Origin of the sequence: Streptacidiphilus sp. MAP12-16, assembly GCF_041262165.1 — a bacterium.
GTDB lineage: Bacteria > Actinomycetota > Actinomycetes > Streptomycetales > Streptomycetaceae > Streptacidiphilus.
In genome coordinates this window covers 103602-122807 of sequence record NZ_JBGCBY010000021.1, presented here as the reverse complement: position 1 = coordinate 122807, position 19206 = coordinate 103602, and the positions used below count along the sequence as shown (strand labels likewise).

General features: G+C 73.0%; 16 protein-coding genes. 9 read left to right on the top strand and 7 right to left on the bottom strand.

From position 1 onward, the window contains the following. Positions 1-8: 8 nt before the first annotated feature. Genes paaC through paaE form a run of 3 tightly spaced genes read left to right on the top strand, consistent with a single transcriptional unit; the run spans position 9 to position 2463 of the window. Positions 9-857, top strand: coding sequence for a 1,2-phenylacetyl-CoA epoxidase subunit PaaC (paaC, locus tag ABIA33_RS25975; RefSeq protein WP_370084901.1), 849 nt, complete (start codon positions 9-11; stop codon positions 855-857). Continuing rightward, complete coding sequence (gene paaD, locus ABIA33_RS25970; RefSeq protein WP_370084900.1) at positions 851-1375, top strand: 1,2-phenylacetyl-CoA epoxidase subunit PaaD; 525 nt, start codon at positions 851-853, stop codon at positions 1373-1375. The genes paaC and paaD overlap by 7 nt, the downstream gene beginning before the upstream one ends. After that, complete coding sequence (gene paaE / locus ABIA33_RS25965; protein WP_370084899.1) at positions 1375-2463, top strand: 1,2-phenylacetyl-CoA epoxidase subunit PaaE; 1089 nt, start codon at positions 1375-1377, stop codon at positions 2461-2463. Before paaD ends, paaE begins: the two co-directional genes overlap by 1 nt. A gap of 161 nt (positions 2464-2624) precedes the next feature. Here the strand turns inward: paaE and ABIA33_RS25960 are convergent, their stop codons facing one another. After that, positions 2625-2873 carry a DUF5302 domain-containing protein gene (locus ABIA33_RS25960; protein WP_370084898.1) on the bottom strand — a complete coding sequence of 83 codons (249 nt, stop codon included), beginning with the start codon at positions 2871-2873 and terminating at the stop codon, positions 2625-2627. 63 nt (positions 2874-2936) lie between these two features. Further along, entirely contained in the window at positions 2937-3425 is a 489-nt protein-coding gene (locus ABIA33_RS25955) for a MarR family winged helix-turn-helix transcriptional regulator (RefSeq protein WP_370084897.1), read from the bottom strand. 111 nt (positions 3426-3536) lie between these two features. Here ABIA33_RS25955 and ABIA33_RS25950 point away from each other — a divergent pair, with 111 nt between their 5' ends. Next, on the top strand, positions 3537-3950 hold the full coding sequence (locus ABIA33_RS25950) for an organic hydroperoxide resistance protein (RefSeq protein WP_370084896.1): 414 nt from the start codon (positions 3537-3539) through the stop codon (positions 3948-3950). A gap of 296 nt (positions 3951-4246) precedes the next feature. On the opposite strand, the gene ABIA33_RS25945 is transcribed toward ABIA33_RS25950, so the two are convergent. Continuing rightward, positions 4247-5677, bottom strand: coding sequence for an aspartate aminotransferase family protein (locus ABIA33_RS25945; protein ID WP_370084895.1), 1431 nt, complete (start codon positions 5675-5677; stop codon positions 4247-4249). Between the two features lie 223 nt (positions 5678-5900). Here ABIA33_RS25945 and ABIA33_RS25940 point away from each other — a divergent pair, with 223 nt between their 5' ends. Together ABIA33_RS25940 and ABIA33_RS25935 are read left to right on the top strand one after the other, a co-directional pair. Continuing rightward, positions 5901-7802, top strand: coding sequence for an HSP90 family protein (locus ABIA33_RS25940; protein WP_370084894.1), 1902 nt, complete (start codon positions 5901-5903; stop codon positions 7800-7802). Further along, positions 7799-10774, top strand: coding sequence for a tetratricopeptide repeat protein (locus ABIA33_RS25935; RefSeq protein WP_370084893.1), 2976 nt, complete (start codon positions 7799-7801; stop codon positions 10772-10774). Before ABIA33_RS25940 ends, ABIA33_RS25935 begins: the two co-directional genes overlap by 4 nt. 63 nt (positions 10775-10837) lie before the next feature. On the opposite strand, the gene ABIA33_RS25930 is transcribed toward ABIA33_RS25935, so the two are convergent. Beyond that, the gene (locus ABIA33_RS25930; RefSeq protein ID WP_370084892.1) at positions 10838-11350 is read right to left on the bottom strand and encodes a hypothetical protein; all 513 of its coding nucleotides are present in this window, start codon (positions 11348-11350) and stop codon (positions 10838-10840) included. 122 nt (positions 11351-11472) lie between these two features. On the opposite strand from ABIA33_RS25930, the gene lnt reads away from it, so the two are divergent. The 3 genes from lnt to glmS all read left to right on the top strand — a co-directional run bounded on the left by lnt (position 11473) and on the right by glmS (position 15467). Continuing rightward, entirely contained in the window at positions 11473-13086 is a 1614-nt protein-coding gene (lnt, locus tag ABIA33_RS25925; protein WP_370084891.1) for an apolipoprotein N-acyltransferase, read from the top strand. 130 nt (positions 13087-13216) lie between these two features. Beyond that, positions 13217-13507: a hypothetical protein gene (locus tag ABIA33_RS25920; RefSeq protein ID WP_370084890.1), complete on the top strand. Its 291-nt coding sequence runs from the start codon at positions 13217-13219 to the stop codon at positions 13505-13507. A 121-nt stretch (positions 13508-13628) separates the two neighbouring features. Further along, positions 13629-15467 carry a glutamine--fructose-6-phosphate transaminase (isomerizing) gene (gene glmS, locus ABIA33_RS25915; RefSeq protein WP_370084889.1) on the top strand — a complete coding sequence of 613 codons (1839 nt, stop codon included), beginning with the start codon at positions 13629-13631 and terminating at the stop codon, positions 15465-15467. Here glmS and ABIA33_RS25910 read toward each other — a convergent pair. From ABIA33_RS25910 to ABIA33_RS25900, 3 genes are all read right to left on the bottom strand, one after another. Then, the gene (locus tag ABIA33_RS25910; RefSeq protein ID WP_370084888.1) at positions 15454-16776 is read right to left on the bottom strand and encodes a GNAT family N-acetyltransferase; all 1323 of its coding nucleotides are present in this window, start codon (positions 16774-16776) and stop codon (positions 15454-15456) included. The genes glmS and ABIA33_RS25910 overlap by 14 nt on opposite strands. A gap of 129 nt (positions 16777-16905) precedes the next feature. Further along, on the bottom strand, positions 16906-17697 hold the full coding sequence (locus tag ABIA33_RS25905; protein WP_370084887.1) for an SGNH/GDSL hydrolase family protein: 792 nt from the start codon (positions 17695-17697) through the stop codon (positions 16906-16908). Positions 17698-17707: 10 nt separating this feature from the next. Continuing rightward, the gene (locus tag ABIA33_RS25900) at positions 17708-19105 is read right to left on the bottom strand and encodes a lipase maturation factor family protein (protein ID WP_370084886.1); all 1398 of its coding nucleotides are present in this window, start codon (positions 19103-19105) and stop codon (positions 17708-17710) included. Between the last annotated feature and the right edge of the window lie 101 nt (positions 19106-19206).

The window sequence follows — 19206 nt, the reverse complement described above, 5'->3', positions numbered from 1 at the left end:
AGGCCGCCATGAGCGACGATCACGTCTACCTCTCCCTCGCCGAGAACTCGCCCGAGGGCGGTGCCCGCTGGGCCTTCGGCACCGGCTTCGAGGACCCCCTGCACGGCGTCGACCCCGCGCTGCGATCCGGCGTGGACGCCCCCGCGCTCGCCGCGCGCTGCCTCGCTCTCGGCGACGACGCGCTGGTCGCCGCCCAGCGGCTGGCCGAGTGGTGCACCCGCGCACCGGAGCTGGAGGAGGAGGTCGCCCTCGCCAACATCGGCCTCGACCTGCTCGGCCAGGCCCGGCTGCTGCTCGCGCGGGCCGGGCAGGCCGAGGGGGCCGGACGCGGCGAGGACGCCCTCGCCTACTTCCGCGACCCGGAGGACTTCCGCAACGTCCGCCTGGTGGAGCTCCCCAACGGCGACTTCGCCCAGTGCATGGCCCGGCTGCTGCTGTTCTCCACCTGGCGACTGGCGGCGTTCCAGCGGCTCACGGACGACCAGGACCCCGTTCTCGCCGCCATCGCCGCCAAGGGCGTGCAGGAGCTCACCTACCACCGCGACCACGCGGCGCAGTGGACGGTCCGGCTCGGCGACGGCACGGACGAGTCTCGGCGCAGGATGCGGCGCGGTCTCGACGAGGTGTGGCCCTACCTGGACGAGCTGCTGCTCGCCGACGGCGGCGCGGTGGGTGACGACGTGGGTGACGAGGTGCTGCGGACGCTCCGCGAGGTGCTGGACGCCGCGCGACTCCCGCAACCCCTGGCGGCGCCCTCGCCGGGCTCCGGGCGGGCCGGGGAGCACACCCCGTACCTGGCCCCGCTGCTCGCGGAACTCCAGTCCCTGGCCCGCGCGGACCCGGAGGCGACATGGTGACCGATCTGCACCGGACGCCCACCGTGGAGCGTGCGCGCGAGGTGGCCGAGGCGGTCACCGACCCGGAGCTGCCCATGCTCACCCTCGCCGACCTGGGCGTGCTGCGGGAGGTCACGGTCGGCGCCGACGGCGCAGTGACCGCGGGCATCACGCCCACCTACAGCGGCTGTCCCGCCCTCGCCGAGATGCGGGCCGCCCTGGACGCCGGGCTGCGCGCCGCCGGGTTCACCGAGGTCCGCATCCGTACCGTGCTCGACCCGCCGTGGAGCACGGACTGGATCACCCCGGAGGGACGTCGCAAGCTCATCGAGCACGGCATCGCCCCGCCGGGCTCGGCGCCCCGCCGCGCCTCCGGCCCCGTGCCGCTGACGCTTTCCCCGACGCGCGCCCCGGTCGCCTGCCCGCACTGCGGCTCGGCGGACACCGAGGAGATCAGCCGGTTCTCCGCCACCGCGTGCACGGCGCTGCGCCGCTGCCGCGCCTGCCGGGAGCCTTTCGACCAGGTCAAGGAGCTGTGATGGCCGTCCGCCCCCGTACCTTCCGCCCGCTGCGGGTCGCCTCGGTGGATCGGCTGTGCGCGGACGCGGCGGCCGTGACCTTCGAGCCCCCGGTGACGGCGGCGGACGAGGCCGGGGAGTACGACTTCCGGGCCGGGCAGTCGCTGACCCTGCGCCGCGAGGTGGACGGGCGTGAGGAACGGCGCTCGTACTCGCTGTGCGCGCCCGTGGGCGGGCCGCTGCGGATCGGTGTGCGCGAGGTCCCCGGCGGGCTGTTCTCGTCCTGGCTGATCAACGAGCTCCGGGTCGGGGACGTCGTGGAGGCGCTGCCGCCGCTCGGCACGTTCACCCCCGACCTCGACCGGCCGGGCCATCATGTGCTGGTCGCGGCGGGCTCGGGGATCACGCCGGTGCTCTCGATCGCGGCCTCCGTGCTCGCGGACCCGCGCTCGCAGGTCACCCTGTTCTACGGCAACCGGCGCAGCGACACCGTGATGTTCGCCGACGAGCTCGCCGACCTGAAGGACCGTCACACCGGTCGGTTCCAGTTGGTGCACGTGCTCTCCCGCGAGCCGCGCGAGGCGGAGCTCTTCAGCGGCCGGCTCGACCACGAACGGTTCGCCCGCCTCGTGGAAGCGCTGGTGGACGTCGAGGGCGTGGACCACTGGTGGCTCTGCGGACCGTACGGGATGGTCGAGGACGCTCGGGCGGCACTCGGCGCGGCCGGAGTGCCCGCCGGGCGGGTGCATCGGGAGCTGTTCTACGCGGAGGAGGCGGAGGTCGACGGCAGGCCGCCGACGCTGCACCACGAGGAAGCGGCGTTCGACGGTCCTTCGGCCACGGCCACGGTCCGGCTGGACGGGCGCGAGACGACGGTGAGCGTCCCGTACGGCACGACCGTGCTCGAGGGCGCCCAGCGGGTGCGTCCCGATCTCCCCTTCGCCTGCAAGGGAGGGGTGTGCGGGACCTGCCGTGCGCTGGTGCTCTCCGGCGAGGTGCGGATGCGCCGCAACTTCGCCCTGGAGAAGGAGGAGTTGGCGGCCGGGTACGTGCTGACCTGCCAGGCGGAGCCGGTCTCGGAGACGGTCCGGCTGGACTACGACAGCTGACCTGGGCGCTGACCGCCGACCGTCGGGCGCTGACCGCTGACCGTCGGGCGCTGACCGCTGACCGTCGGGCGCTGACCGCCGACCGTCGGGTGTTCGGATGAGCGAAGGGCGGGCGGCAGCCGGAATGGCTGCCGCCCGCTGTGTCGTGTCGCCGCTGCCGGTCAGCCGCTCTTGCGGCGGAAGTCGCGCTGGCCGCCGGACTTGCCGTGGGTGCCGTGGACCTTCGACTTCTCGCCGTTGCCACCGGCGGCGGCCGTGTCGGCCTGCGTTCCGCTCTTGCGGGCCAGGGCCTCGCGGAACTTGCGCTTCACGTCGTCCTCGGGGCTCTGCTGCTCCGGATCTCTCGGTGCCGCCGCGTCACCGGCTGCGGCGTCGGCCACTGCCTTGTCGGCCACTGCGTCATCAGCCATGGGGACCTCCTGATATCGGTCGTGTGCAGCGTCAGTCTGTCACGGGAGCGCGGTGGATTTTGATCATTTTGCGTTGGCCGGGCTCCCGGTCACGTCCAGGCGGTCGGTCAGGCGCTGCAACATCCCGTGGAGTACCCGGAGCTCGGCCGGGTCGAGGCCGGTGGTGGCGGCGATCCGCAGCGGCACTTCCTGGGCCGGGAGGCGCAACGCGGTGCCGGCGGCGGTGAGGCGGACCAGGACGGAGCGCTCGTCCTGCGGGCTACGGGTGCGCTGCACAAGACCCGCCGCCTCCAGCCGCTTGAGCAGCGGGGAGAGCGTGCCCGAGTCGAGCCGGAGCAGCTCGCCGATCCGTTTGACGGGCAGTTCGCCGTGCTCCCAGAGGGTGAGCATGGCCAGGTACTGCGGATAGGTCAGATCCAGGTCGCGCAGGGCCTCGCGGTAGACGCCGCCGAAGGCGCGGGAGGCGCTGTGCAGGGCGAAGCACACCTGGTGCTCCAGGCGGAGCAGGTCCTCGGTGGCCGGGGCGGCATCGTCTGCGGTGCGCGGTGTCATGCCTCCAGGATACTAGCTAGTTGTGCACAACTGAATTGTGTGCTCTTATTATCACTGGAAAGAGTCACCAGGCAGAAGCAAGACCGGCAGTAAGACAGAGTGGAGAAACCGATGGACGCCCTCTACACCGCAGTCGCCACGGCCAACGGACGCGAAGGCCGCGCCGTGAGCTCCGACGGCCAGCTCGACCTGGCGCTCGCCATGCCGCCGGCCCTGGGCGGCGACGGCAAGGGCACCAACCCCGAGCAGCTGTTCGCGGCGGGCTACGCCGCCTGCTTCGCGAGCGCGCTCGGTCTGGTGGGCCGCCAGGCCAAGGTCGACACCAGCGAGGTGTCGGTCACCGCTGAGGTCGGCATAGGCAGCGACGGCAACGGCGGCTTCGGTCTCGCCGTCGTCCTCCGGGTCGAGCTCCCGGACGCGCTCCACGGCGAGACCGGCCAGGCACTGGTCGAGAAGGCGCACCAGGTGTGCCCCTACTCCAACGCCACCCGTGGCAACATCCCGGTCGAGCTCGTCGTCGAGTAGTCGCTCGGTCGAGTGGTGGCAGTCACCGGCCCGCCGACCGCGCCGCAGTAAGACCGACCGGCAAATGGGGGGTGGGTGAAGAAGGGGATCCCCCCGGCCGAAGGTTGGGGGAGGGTCGAGGGAGGGGGCACCCCCGGACGAAGTTTGGGGGACAGTCTGGGCGGGGCGGAGGAGGGAGCCATTGCGGAGCACTGGCGACTGACGACAACCCGGCCAGGCGAGAGCCTCCCCCACCCTTCGGGCGGGAGGTGCCCCCTTGCCCGCGACGCCGCCCCCCATTTGCCGGTCGGTCTAAGTCAGGCGTTGAGCGGGGCGAGGAGGTCCGCGCCCGACGCGCGGACCTCCTCGACCAGTACTGCCAGGTCCTTCTCGGTCACGGCCGGGTTGATCAGGCAGGCCCGCAGCGCCTCGTGACCGCCGAGGACGGTACCGGTGACGAAGGCGCGCCCGCGCTCCTGGACCGCCACCGGCAGCGCCCGGTTGACCTGGTCCAGCACCTCGGCCGGAACGCCAGCGGGGGCGTAGCGGAAGGCGGTGATGGAGGTCTCGACCGGAGCGACCAGCTCCAAGTCCGGCTCCGCGTTGACGAGTTCACCGAGGCGGCGGGCCATCGCCGTGCAGTGCGCGACGTCGCGGGCGATGCCCTCGCGGCCGGAGGCGGCGAGGGTGGCCCAGACCTTGAGCGAGCGGAACGGCCGGGTCTGCTCGATGCCGTACTCGGAGAACCAGCCGAGGCCGCCCGCGTTCTCGTCCCGGAGGTAGGAGGGGACCAGGCTGAAGGCGCCGCGCAGCTCGACCGGGTCGCGGACCAGGACGCAGCCGCAGTCCACCGGCACGCGCAGCCACTTGTGCGGGTCCAGGGCGAGCGAGTCGGCCCGGTCGAGGCCGCGGTAGCGGTGGGCGACGGCGGGGTCGAGCACACCGAAGGCGCCGTACGCGCCGTCGACATGCAGCCACAGCCGCTCCTCGGCGCACACGTCGGCGATCGCGGCGAGGTCGTCCACCGCGCCGGTGTTCACGGTTCCGGCGGAGGCCACGGCGAGGAACGGGTGCAGTCCGGCGGCGCGGTCGGCCCGGACCTGTTCGCGCAGGGCGGCGGGGTCGAGGTGCCCGGCGGCGTCGGTGCGGACGGCGCGCAGGTTTCGGCTGCCCAGTCCGAGCAGCTCGGCGGCCTTGCGGACGCAGGAGTGGGTCTCCGCGCTGACGTAGCCGATCAGCGGCGGAAGCGCGCTCAGGCCCTCCTCGCGGACGTCCACGCCGAGCAGGCGGGCGGCGCGGTTACGGGCGGTGCCGAGGGCGACGATGGTCGCCATCGACGCGCCCGAGGTGAGCAGGCCCGCGCCGGGCGGATGCGGGAAGCCCACGAGCTCGGCGATCCAGCGCACCACGGTGCGCTCCAGGTGCACGTCGGCGTGGTCGCCCCCGGCGGAGCTGGGGTTCATCGCGGCCGCGGCGAGAGTGGCGAGCACCCCGGCCGGGGCCGGTGCGGCGTTGACCCAGCCGAAGAAGCGCGGGTGGCCGTTGCCCATCGGGTAGGGGAGGACGTCGCTGCCGATCTCCCGGACCAGCTCGGTCAGGCCCTTCCCCTGCTCGGGCAACGCCAGTCCGAGCAGCCGCTCGCGGGCGGCCGGGTCCATGGCCTGCCACACCGGTCCGTCGGCGAGCCCGCCCAGGTAGTCCGCCAGCTGGTCCACAGCGGCGTGGCCCGCCGCACGGAAGTCGTTCATGCGCCCGATCGTACGGTGAGGGAGCTCGTGGCCGATTGTCGGACCCCCGTGCAAGGGTGATCCACACGAGCCGGGGGAGCTCAGGAAATCCCTGGTCCGCCGTCAGCGCGCGCCCCTACCATGGGGCGTCTTCCCGAATGTGCGATCAGCGTATGGTCGCCCGACCCGCGCCCCTGCCCCGTGCCCCTTCCGGCGCGGCGGGCAGCACCCGTGCACCCTTTCGATGACACCAGACGCACCCAGCGCCGCCCCGAGCGGCGCAGAACCGTCCGCCCACACCTTCCAGGTCGACCTCCGCGGCCTCGTCGACCTGCTCTCCCACCATCTGTACTCCAGCCCCCGGGTCTACGTCCGCGAGCTGCTGCAGAACGCAGTCGACGCGATCACGGCCCGCCGTCTCGCCGACCCCGGCGCACCTGCCGTGGTCCGGCTGTACGCGGGTGCGGGCGAGCTGCGCATCGAGGACTCCGGCATCGGCCTGACCGGCGCCGACGTGCACACACTGCTGGCGACCATCGGCCGCAGCTCCAAGCGCGACGGCCTGGAGTCGGCACGCCGCGAGTTCCTGGGGCAGTTCGGCATCGGCCTGCTGGCGTGCTTCGTCGTGGCGCAGGAGATCCGGGTCGTCACCCGCTCCGCGCGTTTCCCGCAGGAGCCGCCGGTCGAGTGGGCGGCCCGGGACGACGGCTCCTACACCGTGCGGCAGCTGCCCGAGGATGCCCGCACCGCGCCCGGCACCACGGTGCACCTGGTCGCCCGCCCCGGCGCGGGTGACTGGCTGGCGCCGGACCGCGTGCTGCAGCTGGCCAGGGACTTCGGCTCGCTGCTGCCCTACGACGTGGCCGTCGTCGGCCCCGACGGGGTGGAGCGGCCGGTCACCGAACTGCCACCGGTCTGGGACCGCCCTCACCCGACGCCTGCGGCGCGACGGGTCGCCCTCGCCGCGCACTGCGCCGGGCTGTTCGGCTTCGAGCCTCTCGACCTGATCGACCTCGACGTGCCGCTCGCCGGCATCCGCGGAGTCGGCTACATCCTGCCCGCCACCGCGAGCCCCACGCAGCGCGGCGGCCATCGCGTCTCGCTCAAGGGCATGCTGCTCACCGACCGCGCCGAGGGCCTGCTGCCGGAGTGGGCGTTCTTCGTCCGCTGCGTCCTGGACACCGACACCCTGCGGCCCACCGCCTCCCGCGAGAGCCTCTACGAGGACGAGACCCTGGCCGCCGTCCGCGAGGCTCTGGGCGGGCGCGTCCGGGACTGGCTCAGCACCCTCGCCGCAGGTGATCCGGAGCGGCTGGGCCGCTTCCTGGCCGTGCATCAGCTCGGCGTGAAGTCCCTCGCCCGGCACGACCCCGAGATGCTGCGGCTGATGCTTCCCTGGCTCACCGTGGAGACCAGCGACGGATGGCTCGCACTGGACCGGTTCGCCCGCGACCACGGCACCGTCCATGTCGCCTCCAGCGTCGAGGAGTTCCGCCAGATCGCGCCGATCGCCGCAGCCCAGGGCATCGGGGTGGTCAACGGCGGCTACACCTACGACGCCGACCTGGTCGCGCTGCTGCCGCAGGTCCTCCCCGGCACCGTCGTCACCACCCTGGACGCCGGAACGGTCACCGCCAGCCTCGACCCGGTCGAACCGGCCGCCGAGCTCGCTCTCGCGTCCTTCCTCGCCACCGCCCGCACCCGGCTCGACCCGCTCGGCTGCGACGTCGCGCTGCGCACCTTCCAGCCCGTCGGCGTTCCCGCGCTGCACCTGGACGACCGCGAGGCGCGGCACGAGCGCGCCCGAGCCGAGACGGAGGAGAGCTCCGACGCCCTGTGGGCCGGAATCCTCGGGGCACTGCGCGGAAGCGCACCCCGGGCGCGGCTCGTGCTCAACCACCACAATCCGCTGGTCCGGCGCATCGCCGGAATCGCTGACCAGGAGCTGGCCGGGATCGCCGTCGAGGCCCTCTACGGACAGGCGCTGCTGCTGTCCCGCAGACCGCTGAGCGCCGCCGACTCGGCGCTGCTGAACCGCTCGTTCCTGGGCCTGCTCGACTGGGCCACGCACGACGGCCACGGCGCGCAGAACAGGCACGACCGGCACGACCGGCAGGACGACCAGGACCAGGGGGAGGGCCGATGACCGAGGACCGTATCCAGCAGATCCGCGAGGCCATGTGGGAGAACTTCCACGCTCCCAACGGCGCGCCGCGCAACGCCCGCGCCGAGGAGTTGGTCGCGCAGGCCGAGGACACCGCTGACGCCGGGGTGCTGCTCGCCGCCCTGTCCCATCTGATCACCACCTACGAGTACAGCACCGAGCGCAGCAAGATGTTCGTGCCCTTCGCCCGGATGCTGCGGATGTGGGACGACGACCCGGGCCAGTTCGACGACCAGATGGCCTACGAGCTGTTCTGGCGGTTCAAGTGGGTGACCGGAAGCATGATCGACTACCCGGAGATCCCGCTGACCGCGATCGAGGACTGGCTCGGCGAGATGGAGCGCCGCTACCGCCTGGCCGGGTACGCCGCGCGCACGGTCCGGTGCGAGGAGTTCTCCGTGGCCTGGCACCTGGGCGATCTGCCGCGTGCCGAGTCCGCCTACGCGGCCTGGCTCGCCGGGGACCGCGACCGGATGAGCAACTGCCATGCCTGCGAAGCCGCGACCCAGGGCCGATGGGAGTCGTCCCACGAACGGGACGAGCTGGCGCTGGAACGTTGGCAGCCGGTCCTCGGCGGGCAGCTGAGCTGCGCGGAGGAGCCGCACCGGGTACTGGCGTACTCGCTGCTGCCGCTGCTGCGCCTGGGCCGCCCGGACGACGCCCGCAACAACCACCTGCGCGGCTACCGCATGGCGCGCGGCAACGAGAGTCTGCTGCCCACCATCGCCCGCCACATCGAGTTCTGCGCCCTGACCGGCAACGAGGCCCGCGGGCTGGAGATCCTGGCCGAGCACGCCCGGCACCTGGGACTCGGCGGCAACCCGGGCAGCACGCTGTCCTTCCTCGAAGCAGCGGTGCTGCTGCTGGACCGGCTGCTGGTACGCGGCCTCGGCGACCAGGCCACGTCCGGACCGCAGGGCCGCAGCTGGACGGTCGATTCGCTGCGCGCCCACTGCGAGCAGCTGCGCCGCGACCTGGTCACCCGCTTCGACCAGCGCAACGGCACCGACGTCGTGTCGCGGGAGAGCGCCGACCGGCTGGCCCAGCAGCCCCTGTTCGACCGGTTGCCGCTCGGGGTCAGCGGCGTTCTCCCCGGGGCCGCGCCCGCGGCCCGGCCGGTGCCGACGACCACCCCCGCCGCCACCCCAGCCACCATCGCTGACGACTCCTCCGATCCCTCCGACTCGTTCGACGACCTGCTCGCCGAGGCCCGGCGGCTGCGCGACCTGGGCCACCCGACGGCGCGTCAGAGCTGGCTCGCGGTGGAGGCGGCTCTCGGGGACCGGACCCTGGACGACGTGCTGCGCGCCGAGCTCGCCACCCAGCGCGGCATGCGTGTCGCGGGTGACGACGTGGTCGTGGCGCTTGCCTGCTTCGAGGAGGCCGCAGCCGCCTACCGCACTGCCGGGCTACCCGGAGACGCCGCCGTCAACGAGGGCCGCTCGGCCGTGGCCGCAGTCCTCTCCGGCCGCGCGGACGAGGCCAGGTCGAGGGCCGACGCCGCCGTCGAGGCGGCTCTGACCGCCCGGCTGGCCGGCCGTGCGACGGCCCGTCACCACGCCTCCACGCTGCTGAGCCGGGCCAAGGTGTTCAGCTTCCTGTTCCGCGAGGGCCAGGACGCGGGCGCGCTGTCCCAGGCGCAGGCCGCCCTCTCGGAGACCATCGCCGTCGCAGGGGAGCCGGAGGGGCTCAGCGCCACCGACGCCCCGCGCCTGCTCGCGATCCTCGCCGACGCGCACTACAACCAGGCCGCGCTGCTGGAAGAGGACCTCGACCTGACGGCCGACGCGCTGCGGGCCGGCGCCGACGCGTATCTGCGCGCAGGACAGCCCTGGAACGCGGCCGATCCGCTGGTTCCCCTGGCCCGCGTCCACGCCCGGCAGGGCGACTACGCCGGCGCCGAGGCCGTCGCAGCGGACGCGCTGCGGTACGGCGAGGGGCTGCTCGACCCCGAGGAGGCTGGAAGCACCCACCTGCTGATAGCCGACCTGCAAGCGCACAGGGAAGCCCATGACGAGGCCGTCCAGCACGCCCTGGAGGCGGCCCGCTGGCTGGACGAGGCCGGGCTCGGCGCGGGTCCGGGGGCGGCCGCGCGGCACCGGCTCGCGCTGTCGTACCAGGCCCTGGGCCGACACGCGGAGGCCGCCGAGGTGCTCCAGTCCGCCCTGCCCGACCTGCTGCGGCACGGCGACCGTGCGGCCGCGGCGGCCCGGCGCACGCTGGGGGAGTCGCTCAGCGAGCTGCGCGAACACGCTGCGGCGGCTGAGCAGTTCGCGCAGGCCGCGCAGATCGTCGAGGGCTGGGGCGAGCCCTATCCGCTCGCGCAGCTCGCCTCGTGCACCGCTGAGGCACTGAGCGCGGCCGGTCGCCGCGACGAGGCCGAAGCCGCGTACCAGCGGGCCCAGGGCCTGTGGTCCGCCGCCGGCGTCCCCGGCATGGTGGTGCGCACCCTGCGGGCCCGTGCCTGGCTGACGTTCCGCGACGGCCGCTCCGCCGACCCCGGCCGGGCCCTCATGGTCGAGGCAGAGCGGACCGCACGCGACGCACTCGCCGAGCCCGGGCTCGACCCGGAGCCCGCCGACGACCTGCGCCGCGAACTGGCGGACACCTGGCGGCAACTCGCGAGCCTGCTGCGCGACGTGGCCGAGGACGAGGGGTGGGGCGACACGGAGATCGCCCCGGACCAGCGCACCGCACTGTTCACGGAGGCGGCGGAGCTGTATCGGCAGGCCGCCGCGGGCTTCGCCGACTGCGGGGACTCCTGCCTCGGGGTGCGCGCCCAGGCGCTCCTGGACGCCGCTCGCGTCCGGATCGAGCTGGAGCAGCACGAGGCGGCCACCGCCCAGCTCAAGGAGGTGCGGGAGCTGGCCGCCGAGCACGGAGAGCTGCTTGCCGCTGCGGCGAAGCAGGCCGGGTCGATGCTGGACTGGCTGGAGCGCCAGGCCAGGAGCTGAGCCGCCCTGCTCAAGGTCGGCCCAGCACACCGCTCCAGCTCAATCCGCTCCAGCTCAAGCCGCTCAGCCGCGCGGCTCGGGTAGGGCGATCGCGTCCATCGGCGGTCCCGACTTGGGACGCCGGGGTTCGCGGTCGCCCGCAGGGGGCGGTCCCCAGCCGCCGCCCCAGCCGCCCCTGCGGCCGCCACCGAACCGCGGCCGGTGCATCTGGCCGGCGACGAAGCGCATGGGCGCACCGAGGGCGATCACCACCGGGTGCCGCGCCACACCGTGCAGGAAGACGGTCCCCGACCGCACCGGCACCCGCACCGGACGTCCACGCCGTCCCGGCTCCCGGCGTCCCTGTTCCGGACGCCCCCGCCGACGTGCCAGGACGCCGCGCTCCAGCGGGTAGGCGATGAACGGCCACAGCGGCAGCAGGGCGAGAACGGTGAGCTGGGTCAGCGCGCCCACGGCCAGGCGGCGACGGCGACGTGCCAGGTGGCCGTGCCCCCGGCGGCCACCCCGTGGGAAGGCGCCGCCCCGGTAGTGGAGCCGTCGGGACACACCCCGCGGTCGCCTCGGATCTGATGCCATGTCAGCCTCCCTGCCCCCAGAGTGCCCCAGCACTCGCCCGATCGGAAGCGCTTCCCGATTTCGAGGTGCTGAACTGCGAGAATGCCCCGACACTTGGATGGCTGCCGAGGAGAGGGTGGATCGTGAGTTTCGTCGCCGGGAGGGGCCCCACGGGCGGGCATGCCGCCGATGTCGAGCCGGGCGCGCTCGCACGGGCGAGCCGGACGCGGGATGACACCGGCCCGGGGCGGCTCCGCAGGTGGGCCCGGCGGATGGCGGTGCCGGCCCTGGCCGCCGCCACCGGAGCGCTGCCCGTGCTGGTGTTCCCCACCTTCGGCTGGTGGTGGTTCGCCTATCTCTGCCTGGTGCCGCTGATGCTGGTGCTGCGCGCAGCACCCACCCAGCGCCGGGCACTGCAGCTGGGCTGGTGCGGCGGCATCGGTTTCCTGATCGGCGTGATGAGCTGGCTGATCCCCACGCTCAGCGTCGCGATCCTGGCCGTCGCCGCGCTGATGGGCCTGTTCTGGGCGCCCTGGGGCTGGCTGGTGTGGCGGCTGCTGCACGGCAGGCCCGACGCGGGACGGGCGCTGGCGGCCGTGGTGCTGGTCCCCTCGGCCTGGCTCGCCATCGAGACGATCCGCTCCTGGCAGTACCTCGGCGGCCCCTGGGCGCTGCTGGGCGCGAGCCAGTACCAGCAGCACGCGGCCCTGGTGCTGGCCTCGGTCGGCGGGGTCTGGCTCGACAGTCTCGTCCTCGTCACCGTCAACACCGCCGTCGTGGTGCTCATCGCAGCCTGGGGCCGCTCCGCCGTCGCCTACGGAACCCTGGTCGCGCTCGGCGCGGGCGCCTTCGCCGCGTTCACCTGGGCCCCGCAGCCCCGGCTGACCGGAACGTCGGCCGAGATCGCCGTGGTCCAGCCCGGCGGCTCCGCCTCACTCGACGACCGCGCGGCGCGCGGCGAGCGCCTCACCCGCACCCTGATCGGCACCCACCCGGACCTGGTGGTCTGGGGCGAGAGCAGCCTGGGCTACGACCTCGGCACCCGTCCGGACCTCACCGCGCAGCTCGCCACGCTGTCCTCCCAGGTCGGCGCCGACCTGCTGGTGAACGTGGACGCGATGCGCCCCGGCAGCGGCGCGATCTACAAGAGTTCGGTGCTGGTCGACCCGCAGGGACTGACCGGGCAGCGCTACGACAAGATCCGGCTGGTGCCCTTCGGCGAGTACATCCCGCTGCGCCCGGCCCTGGGCTGGATCGCCTCGCTGTCGAAGGCCGCCGCGGTCGACCGCCGCCGGGGTAACACTCCGGTGGTCATGACCGTGCCCGAGCCGGGCGGCGGGACGCTGCGGATCGGGCCGCTGGTGTGCTTCGAGTCCGCGTTCCCCGACATGAGCCGGGCGCTGGTACGGAGCGGCGCGCAGGTAGTGGTGATCCAGTCCTCCACCTCGACCTTCCAGCACACCTCCGCTCCCGAGCAGCACGCCTCGCTCGCCGCCTTCCGCGCGGCGGAGACCGGGCGGCCGGTCGTGCAGGCGACGCTCACCGGCGTCAGCGTCGCCTACGACGCGCAGGGCCGCCAGGTCGGCCGCCAGCTGGGCAAGAACGACCGGACGGCCACCGAGTACCGGATGCCGCTCGCCACCGGAAGCACCCTCTACGACCGTTGGGGCAACTGGCTGCCGACGCTGTGCTGCCTGCTGCTGCTCGTCAGCGCGGCCGGCTGGGGACTGCTCGCACGGAGGAATCGACGCGACTGAGAGCGACCGGTCCAAACGACAGGTCCAAACGACGGGTCCAAGTGAGGATGTGGGCCATGAGTGCCGAATCCTGCCCGATTCCGGGCAGAAATATTGGCTTAGCCGGGGGATCTGCGTAAGGTCTCTCTTCGTGTCCAGCTCTGCCGCGTCCGGTGCCTCGCTTCCGCACGACGACCTCCTCGAACATCTGTCGAGGACCACGGTCCTCGGGCCGGCCGAGGCGTCCCGCGTCGTGGCCGACGTCCTGGCGTACTTCGCCGAGACGACCGAGGAGTACGTCCGCCGCCGGCACGGCGAACTGCAGGCCCGGGGGCTGACCAACGACCGCATCTTCGAGCGGATCACCGCCGAGCTGCCGCTGCGCCGGGTCCGCGCGCCCGAGCTGTCCGCGCGGCAGCTGCGCCGCCTGGTCTACGGCTAGTCCGCCAACAGCCGGTCCAGCTCCCGGGCGGACCGGCCGCGCACCGGACACCCCGGCCGCACCGGCTGGACCGCACGCTTCACCAACCCTCCCTCTCCATCCACAAAGAGGAGCACCGCCCATGTGTGGCATCGTCGCCTATATCGGTCCCAGGGACGCCGCGCCCATCCTGCTGGAGGGACTCCAGCGCCTCGAGTACCGGGGTTACGACTCGGCCGGCATCGCCGTCGCGAGCAAGGGCCAGGGCGCGGGCGGGCTCAAGGTCCGCAAGAGCAAGGGTCGCGTCGGCGAGCTCGCCGCCCTGGTCCCGGCGCGCTTCGCAGGCAAGACCGGCATCGGCCACACCCGCTGGGCGACCCACGGCGAGCCCAGTGACGCCAACTCGCACCCGCACCTGGACGGCGCCGAGCGCATCGCGGTGGTGCACAACGGCATCATCGAGAACGCCGACGAGCTGCGTGCCAAGCTTCAGGCCGAAGGCGTTGTCTTCAACTCGGAGACCGACACCGAGGTCCTCGCGCACCTCATCGCCGGCCTCGCCACCGAGGGCGTCGAGCTGGAGGACGCCGTCCGCGCCGCCCTCAAGCGCATCGTCGGCACCTACGGCATCGCGGTGCTGGACGCCCGGCAGCCCGACCGCATCGTGGTCGCCCGCAACGGCAGCCCGATCGTGCTCGGCATCGGCGAGAAGGAGATGTTCGCCGCCTCCGACGTCGCGGCCCTGGTCCGCTACACCCGCCAGGTCGTGCACCTGGACGACGGCGAGCTGGCGACCGTACGCGCCGACGGCTTCAACACCTTCACCCAGGAGGACGCGCGGGCCACCGCCAAACAGCCCTCCACCGTGGACTGGGAGGAGGCCTCCTACGACACCGCGGGCCACGCCCACTTCCTGGTCAAGGAGATCCACGAGCAGCCCTCCTCGGTCGAGCGCACCCTCAGCGGCCGGGTCGACGAGCGCTTCTCCACCGCGCACCTGGGCGGCCTCAACATGGACGCCCGCGAGGCCCGCGCCTTCCGCCGGGTGAAGATCCTCGGTTGCGGCTCCGCGTACTACTCGGGCGAGCTGGGCGCGCAGCTGATCGAGGAGCTGGCCCGGATCCCCGCACACGCCGAGCCCGCCTCGGAGTTCCGCTACCGCAACCCGGTGATCGAGGCGGACACCCTCTACATCGCGGTCAGCCAGTCCGGCGAGACCTACGACACCCTCGCCGCCGTCCAGGAGATCAAGCGCAAGGGCGGCCGGGTGCTCGGCGTCGTCAACACCGTGGGCAGCGCCATCGCCCGCGAGTGCGACGGCGGCATGTACCTGCACGCCGGTCCGGAGATCTCGGTCGCCTCGACCAAGGCGTTCACCTCCACCGCGGTGGCGTTCGCGCTCATCGCGCTCCACCTGGGCCGGGTCCACGACCTGTCCCCGGCCGACGGCCGCCGCATCTGCGCCGGACTCAAGGCCCTGCCGGGCCAGATCCGGGAGATCCTGGCGCAGGAGAAGGACATCGCGGAGCTCGCCGCCAAGTACGCGGACCACCCCGGGATGATGTTCGTCGGCCGGGTGCGCGGCTGGCCGGTGGCCCGCGAGGGGGCGCAGAAGCTCAAGGAGGTCTCCTACGTCCACGCGGAGGCGTACCCGGCGAGCGAGCTCAAGCACGGCCCGCTCGCGCTGATCGGCCCGGACCTGCCGACCGTCGCCGTCGTCCCGGACGACGAGCTGCTGGAGAAGAACCTCACCACCCTCGGCGAGATCCGGGCCCGGCGCGGCCCGGTGCTGATGATCGGCCACACCGCGCCGGACGCCAAGCTCGCCGAGGACAGCATCCTGGTCCCGAAGAACGAGCCCGAGCTCGACCCGATCCTGCTTGGCATCCCGCTCCAGCTGTTCGCCTACTACGCGGCGGTGGCGCTGGAGCGGGACGTCGACAAGCCTCGCAACCTGGCGAAGAGCGTCACCGTCGAGTAGCGGCGGTGCTGGGCTCCAGTACCAGGTGGGCGGTGATCACCAGGGTGCCGTCCTCCACCTGGTAGTCGAGTGGGACGCCGAGTCGGCGCAGGGTCGCCACCATGCCGCTGTTGGACGAGGTGGTCACGGCGTAGACCTCGCCGATCCCGGCGTCCTGCGCCAGCTCCACCAGCCTGCGGACCAGCTCCGAGCCGAGGCCCCGGCGCTGCCAGGCGTCCTCGACCAGGACGGCGATCTCGGCGCTGTCGTCGTCCCACATCAGGTGGCCCAGGGCGACGAGATCGCCGTCCAGGGTCTCCACGGTCAGGGTCTGGCCGTAGCGGGGCTCCAGCAGGTGGCCGAGGTAGCGGTCGGTGTCGGCGGCAGGGCCGTGGTAGCGCTGCCGCAGTGTGCGGGTGCTGCAGCGCTCGTGCAGGGCGACAGCGGCCGACCGGTCGGACGGGTCGGCCCGGCGGACGGTCAGCTCGGACCCGGTCGGCTCGCCGCCGATCGGAAGCGTCAGCACGGCCCGCGTGTCGGGGACACGCGGGCCCAGCTGCGCGTCCAGCTCGATCAGCGCCCGGGCGCGGGCGAACTCGGTGGGCGTGAACGGCGGTTCGTCGCGGTCGACCACGAGCACGCCGCCGGAGGGGTCGCGCAGACGCATGGTGCTGCCGTCGAGCTCGTCCTCGTCGATCTCACCCGGGATCGACCGGATCGTGCAGCGGCCGAAGAGCTGGCGCAGGGCCAGCGGCAGTTCGGCGGCGTCCAGGGCAGTGCGGGTGGCGAGGTTGAGGATCCTGGTGGGCACGTCGACCAGGTCGTGGGCGTCGGCGCGCTCCAGCCACACCTCGGTGCCGCCCGCCGCGACCACGGCGCGGGTGATCTCCTGCGGCGGGGTGTCGCTGTGGGCCTGCACCACGAACTCGTCGACGGTCTCCTCTGCGAGCGGGTGCGCCTGCATGGAGATGATGTTCACGGGGAGGTCGGCCAGCGCCCGGCACAGGGTGGCGAGGCTGCCGGGGGAGTCCGGCACGGTCGCCCGAACCCGCCACAGTGCCTGCTCCTCGGGCGCCAGTGCGGCGGAGGAGACCACGATGTCGCCGGGCGCCGGCCCCGGCGGGGCGTGCGGATGGCGGTGCGACCACCAACTGTGCCAGGCCGCCGTAGCGATCAGTGCCACTGCCGAGGCGACCAGCAGCATCGGGCCGTCGTGACCGTGCACCACCACGTTGGCCACCAGGTCGGCGAGGGCCACGGCCAGGAACACGGCGGAGAGTTCCACGGTGTCGCGGCGCCACTTGTGCTTACGGTTCGTCAGCTTCTCCATGATGGGAATCCTGTCGAACCGGTGTTTCGTGATCACAAACGGATCATGACCAGAACGTAAAGACTGGTTGGTAATGTTTTGCCCGAATTGCCAGTCCGGGATTCCGCTTACGACCTGCTCCCCAGGTCGTCAGCGAAAGCGGGCCAGTTCGGGGCGCTTGGGCGCGCGTCCGTCCCCGGACGACCTGCCGGTGAGCCGTCGCATGACCCACGGCCCCAGGTGCTTCCCGAGCCAGCGCAGGTCGGCGCGCAGCTTCTGGAGCCGGCCGGGCGGCGCGACGGCGGGCAACGGGGCGCGCCAGTCGAACGATGCCGGGTGGCCCATGGCCTGCAGTACGGCCTCGGCGACCCGGCGGTGGCCCTCGGCGGAGAGGTGCAGCCGGTCGTCCGCCCACAGTCGCGGGTCGTCGAAGCAAGCGGCCTCGAACAGGTCGACCACGGCGATCTCGGGCCGCGTACCGAGCTCCGCGACGAACTCCCTGAGCTGCAGAATCGCGGGCAGCAGCCGCGCGCTCCCGGCGAGCCTCCGGGACGGGTCGGTGCTGTGGAACATCACCAACTGCCGCGACCCCGACGCCAGTTTCTCAGCCGCCGCGCCCAGTTGCGCGCACACCGCCGCGACGTCGCAGCCCGGCCGCAGCACGTCGTTCAGTCCCCCGGCGAGCGTCACCAACTCCGCGCCCATCGCCGCGGCGACGTCGACCTGCTCGTCCACGATCTGCCCGATCAGCTTCCCGCGCACGGCCAGATTCGCATAGCGGAACTCCCCGGGAGCGTCGGCGGCCAGCCGCTCGGCAACCCGGTCCGCCCAGCCCCGGAACTCGCCGTCCGGCAGCAGCTCGTCACACATACCCTCGGTGAACGAGTCGCCCACGGCGACCATGCTGCGGTAGGGCCCTGCGCCGTCTGCGGGATAGCTCATGCGCCCGACCCTACCGAGGCCCGGAGCTGGGGCGGGACAGGGGGCGGTGGTACGAGCCGACGGGCTCGCGGTGCCACCAGGCGCCGGTGGTTCGGCGCTCGTCGTGGGTGGTGAAGCGGTAGCGGTAGAGGGTGGCGCGGACGTGCACCGGCGGTTGGTCGGGGAAGGGATTGCCGCGCAGCAGGCGGAGCGTGTCCCGGTCGCCGGCCAGCAGCTTGCGCAGCAGCGGGGTCAACCAGGAGCGGGCGTACGCGGGATTGATCGCGGCGAACCACATCAGCCAGTCCAGGCGCAGGTGGTAGGGAGCCCACTGGCGGGGCCGGCGGCGGGGGTCGCCGGGCTTTCCCTTGAACTCGTACGCGAGCCAGGTGTGTCCGTCGGCGCTGCCCTCGAGGACGACCTCGTGGCGCAGCCGGGTCACGCTGCCGAAAGCGCCGTAGGTGTTGACCAGGTGGAACGAGTCGAACGAACGGTTCATCGCCTGACGGTGCGACAGCAGGTTGCGGGCGGGACGGTAGCTGAGCACGAGCACCAGCGCGGTGTAGGCGAGCGCGCAGACCTGGAACCAGGTGGGAGTCGGCGGGTAGGCCCGGTTCGAGCCGGTGCTGACCGCACTGAGTGCGAGCGTGATGGTCAGCCAGTTCAGCCAGGCGAAGTTCCCCGAGAGCACCAGCCACAGCTGGGTCACCACGATCAGTCCCGCCGCGACGGTCGCTCCTGGCTGCGGCAGCAGGAGCGCGACAGGCGCGCCGAGCTGCACCACATGGTTGGCCGCGGCCTCGGCCCTGTGCAGTGGGCGCGGCAGTCGATGGAACCACCAGCTGAACGGCCCTGGCATCGGCTGCGTCTCGTGGTGGTAGTAGAGGCAGGTCAGATCGCGCCAGCACTGGTCCCCGCGGAGCTTGATCAGCCCTGCCCCCACCTCGACCCGGAAGAGCAGCCAGCGGATCAGCAGCAGGACGGGCCAAGGCGGCGCCGTGTGGGCGTTGCCGAGGAAGACGGCGAGCGCGCCGGTCTCGAGGAGGAGCGACTCCCACCCGAACGAGTACCAGGTCTGTCCGACGTTGACGATGGACAGGTAGAGCGCCCAGAGCGCGAGCCAGATCAGGAGTGCGCCCCAGAGCGGCACGAGGTCCGCGAGTCCTGCGGCGACGGCGGCGGCGAGCAGGACGCCGGTCCAGGCCACGGCGGCGAAGAACCTGTCGGTGTAGTGCAGCCGGAACAGCGTCGGCGCCTCCCGCGCGGTCGTCCGCGCGAGATACCGCGGCACGGGCAGCAGCCCGTGCTCGCCGATCAGCGCCTTGCACTGGCGGGCCGCAGCGAGGAACCCGATCAGGTACAGCCCGGCGAGCGCGCGCTGGAAGAGCAGGCGGCCGAGCCAGTACGCGGGAGCGTCGAACCAGCGCATGCTCCCTACTCTGCACGAAGGGGTGAGCTGCGCTGGGCAGGGGCGCGGTGAAGTGAGCACGCAATCGTGCAGGCGGGCGGGGCGTTGAGCCTGAGGAGGCA

Coding starts and splice junctions, on each gene's coding strand:
- ABIA33_RS25905 (WP_370084887.1), bottom strand. CDS start 17,697: ATGAGCTATCCCGCAGACGGCGCAGGGCCCTACCGCAGCATGGTCGCC.
- paaD (WP_370084900.1), top strand. CDS start 851: ATGGTGACCGATCTGCACCGGACGCCCACCGTGGAGCGTGCGCGCGAG.
- ABIA33_RS25955 (WP_370084897.1), bottom strand. CDS start 3,425: ATGACACCGCGCACCGCAGACGATGCCGCCCCGGCCACCGAGGACCTG.
- paaC (WP_370084901.1), top strand. CDS start 9: ATGAGCGACGATCACGTCTACCTCTCCCTCGCCGAGAACTCGCCCGAG.
- ABIA33_RS25910 (WP_370084888.1), bottom strand. CDS start 16,776: ATGGAGAAGCTGACGAACCGTAAGCACAAGTGGCGCCGCGACACCGTG.
- ABIA33_RS25960 (WP_370084898.1), bottom strand. CDS start 2,873: ATGGCTGATGACGCAGTGGCCGACAAGGCAGTGGCCGACGCCGCAGCC.
- paaE (WP_370084899.1), top strand. CDS start 1,375: ATGGCCGTCCGCCCCCGTACCTTCCGCCCGCTGCGGGTCGCCTCGGTG.
- ABIA33_RS25945 (WP_370084895.1), bottom strand. CDS start 5,677: ATGAACGACTTCCGTGCGGCGGGCCACGCCGCTGTGGACCAGCTGGCG.
- ABIA33_RS25930 (WP_370084892.1), bottom strand. CDS start 11,350: ATGGCATCAGATCCGAGGCGACCGCGGGGTGTGTCCCGACGGCTCCAC.
- ABIA33_RS25900 (WP_370084886.1), bottom strand. CDS start 19,105: ATGCGCTGGTTCGACGCTCCCGCGTACTGGCTCGGCCGCCTGCTCTTC.
- ABIA33_RS25940 (WP_370084894.1), top strand. CDS start 5,901: ATGACACCAGACGCACCCAGCGCCGCCCCGAGCGGCGCAGAACCGTCC.
- ABIA33_RS25950 (WP_370084896.1), top strand. CDS start 3,537: ATGGACGCCCTCTACACCGCAGTCGCCACGGCCAACGGACGCGAAGGC.
- ABIA33_RS25935 (WP_370084893.1), top strand. CDS start 7,799: ATGACCGAGGACCGTATCCAGCAGATCCGCGAGGCCATGTGGGAGAAC.
- glmS (WP_370084889.1), top strand. CDS start 13,629: ATGTGTGGCATCGTCGCCTATATCGGTCCCAGGGACGCCGCGCCCATC.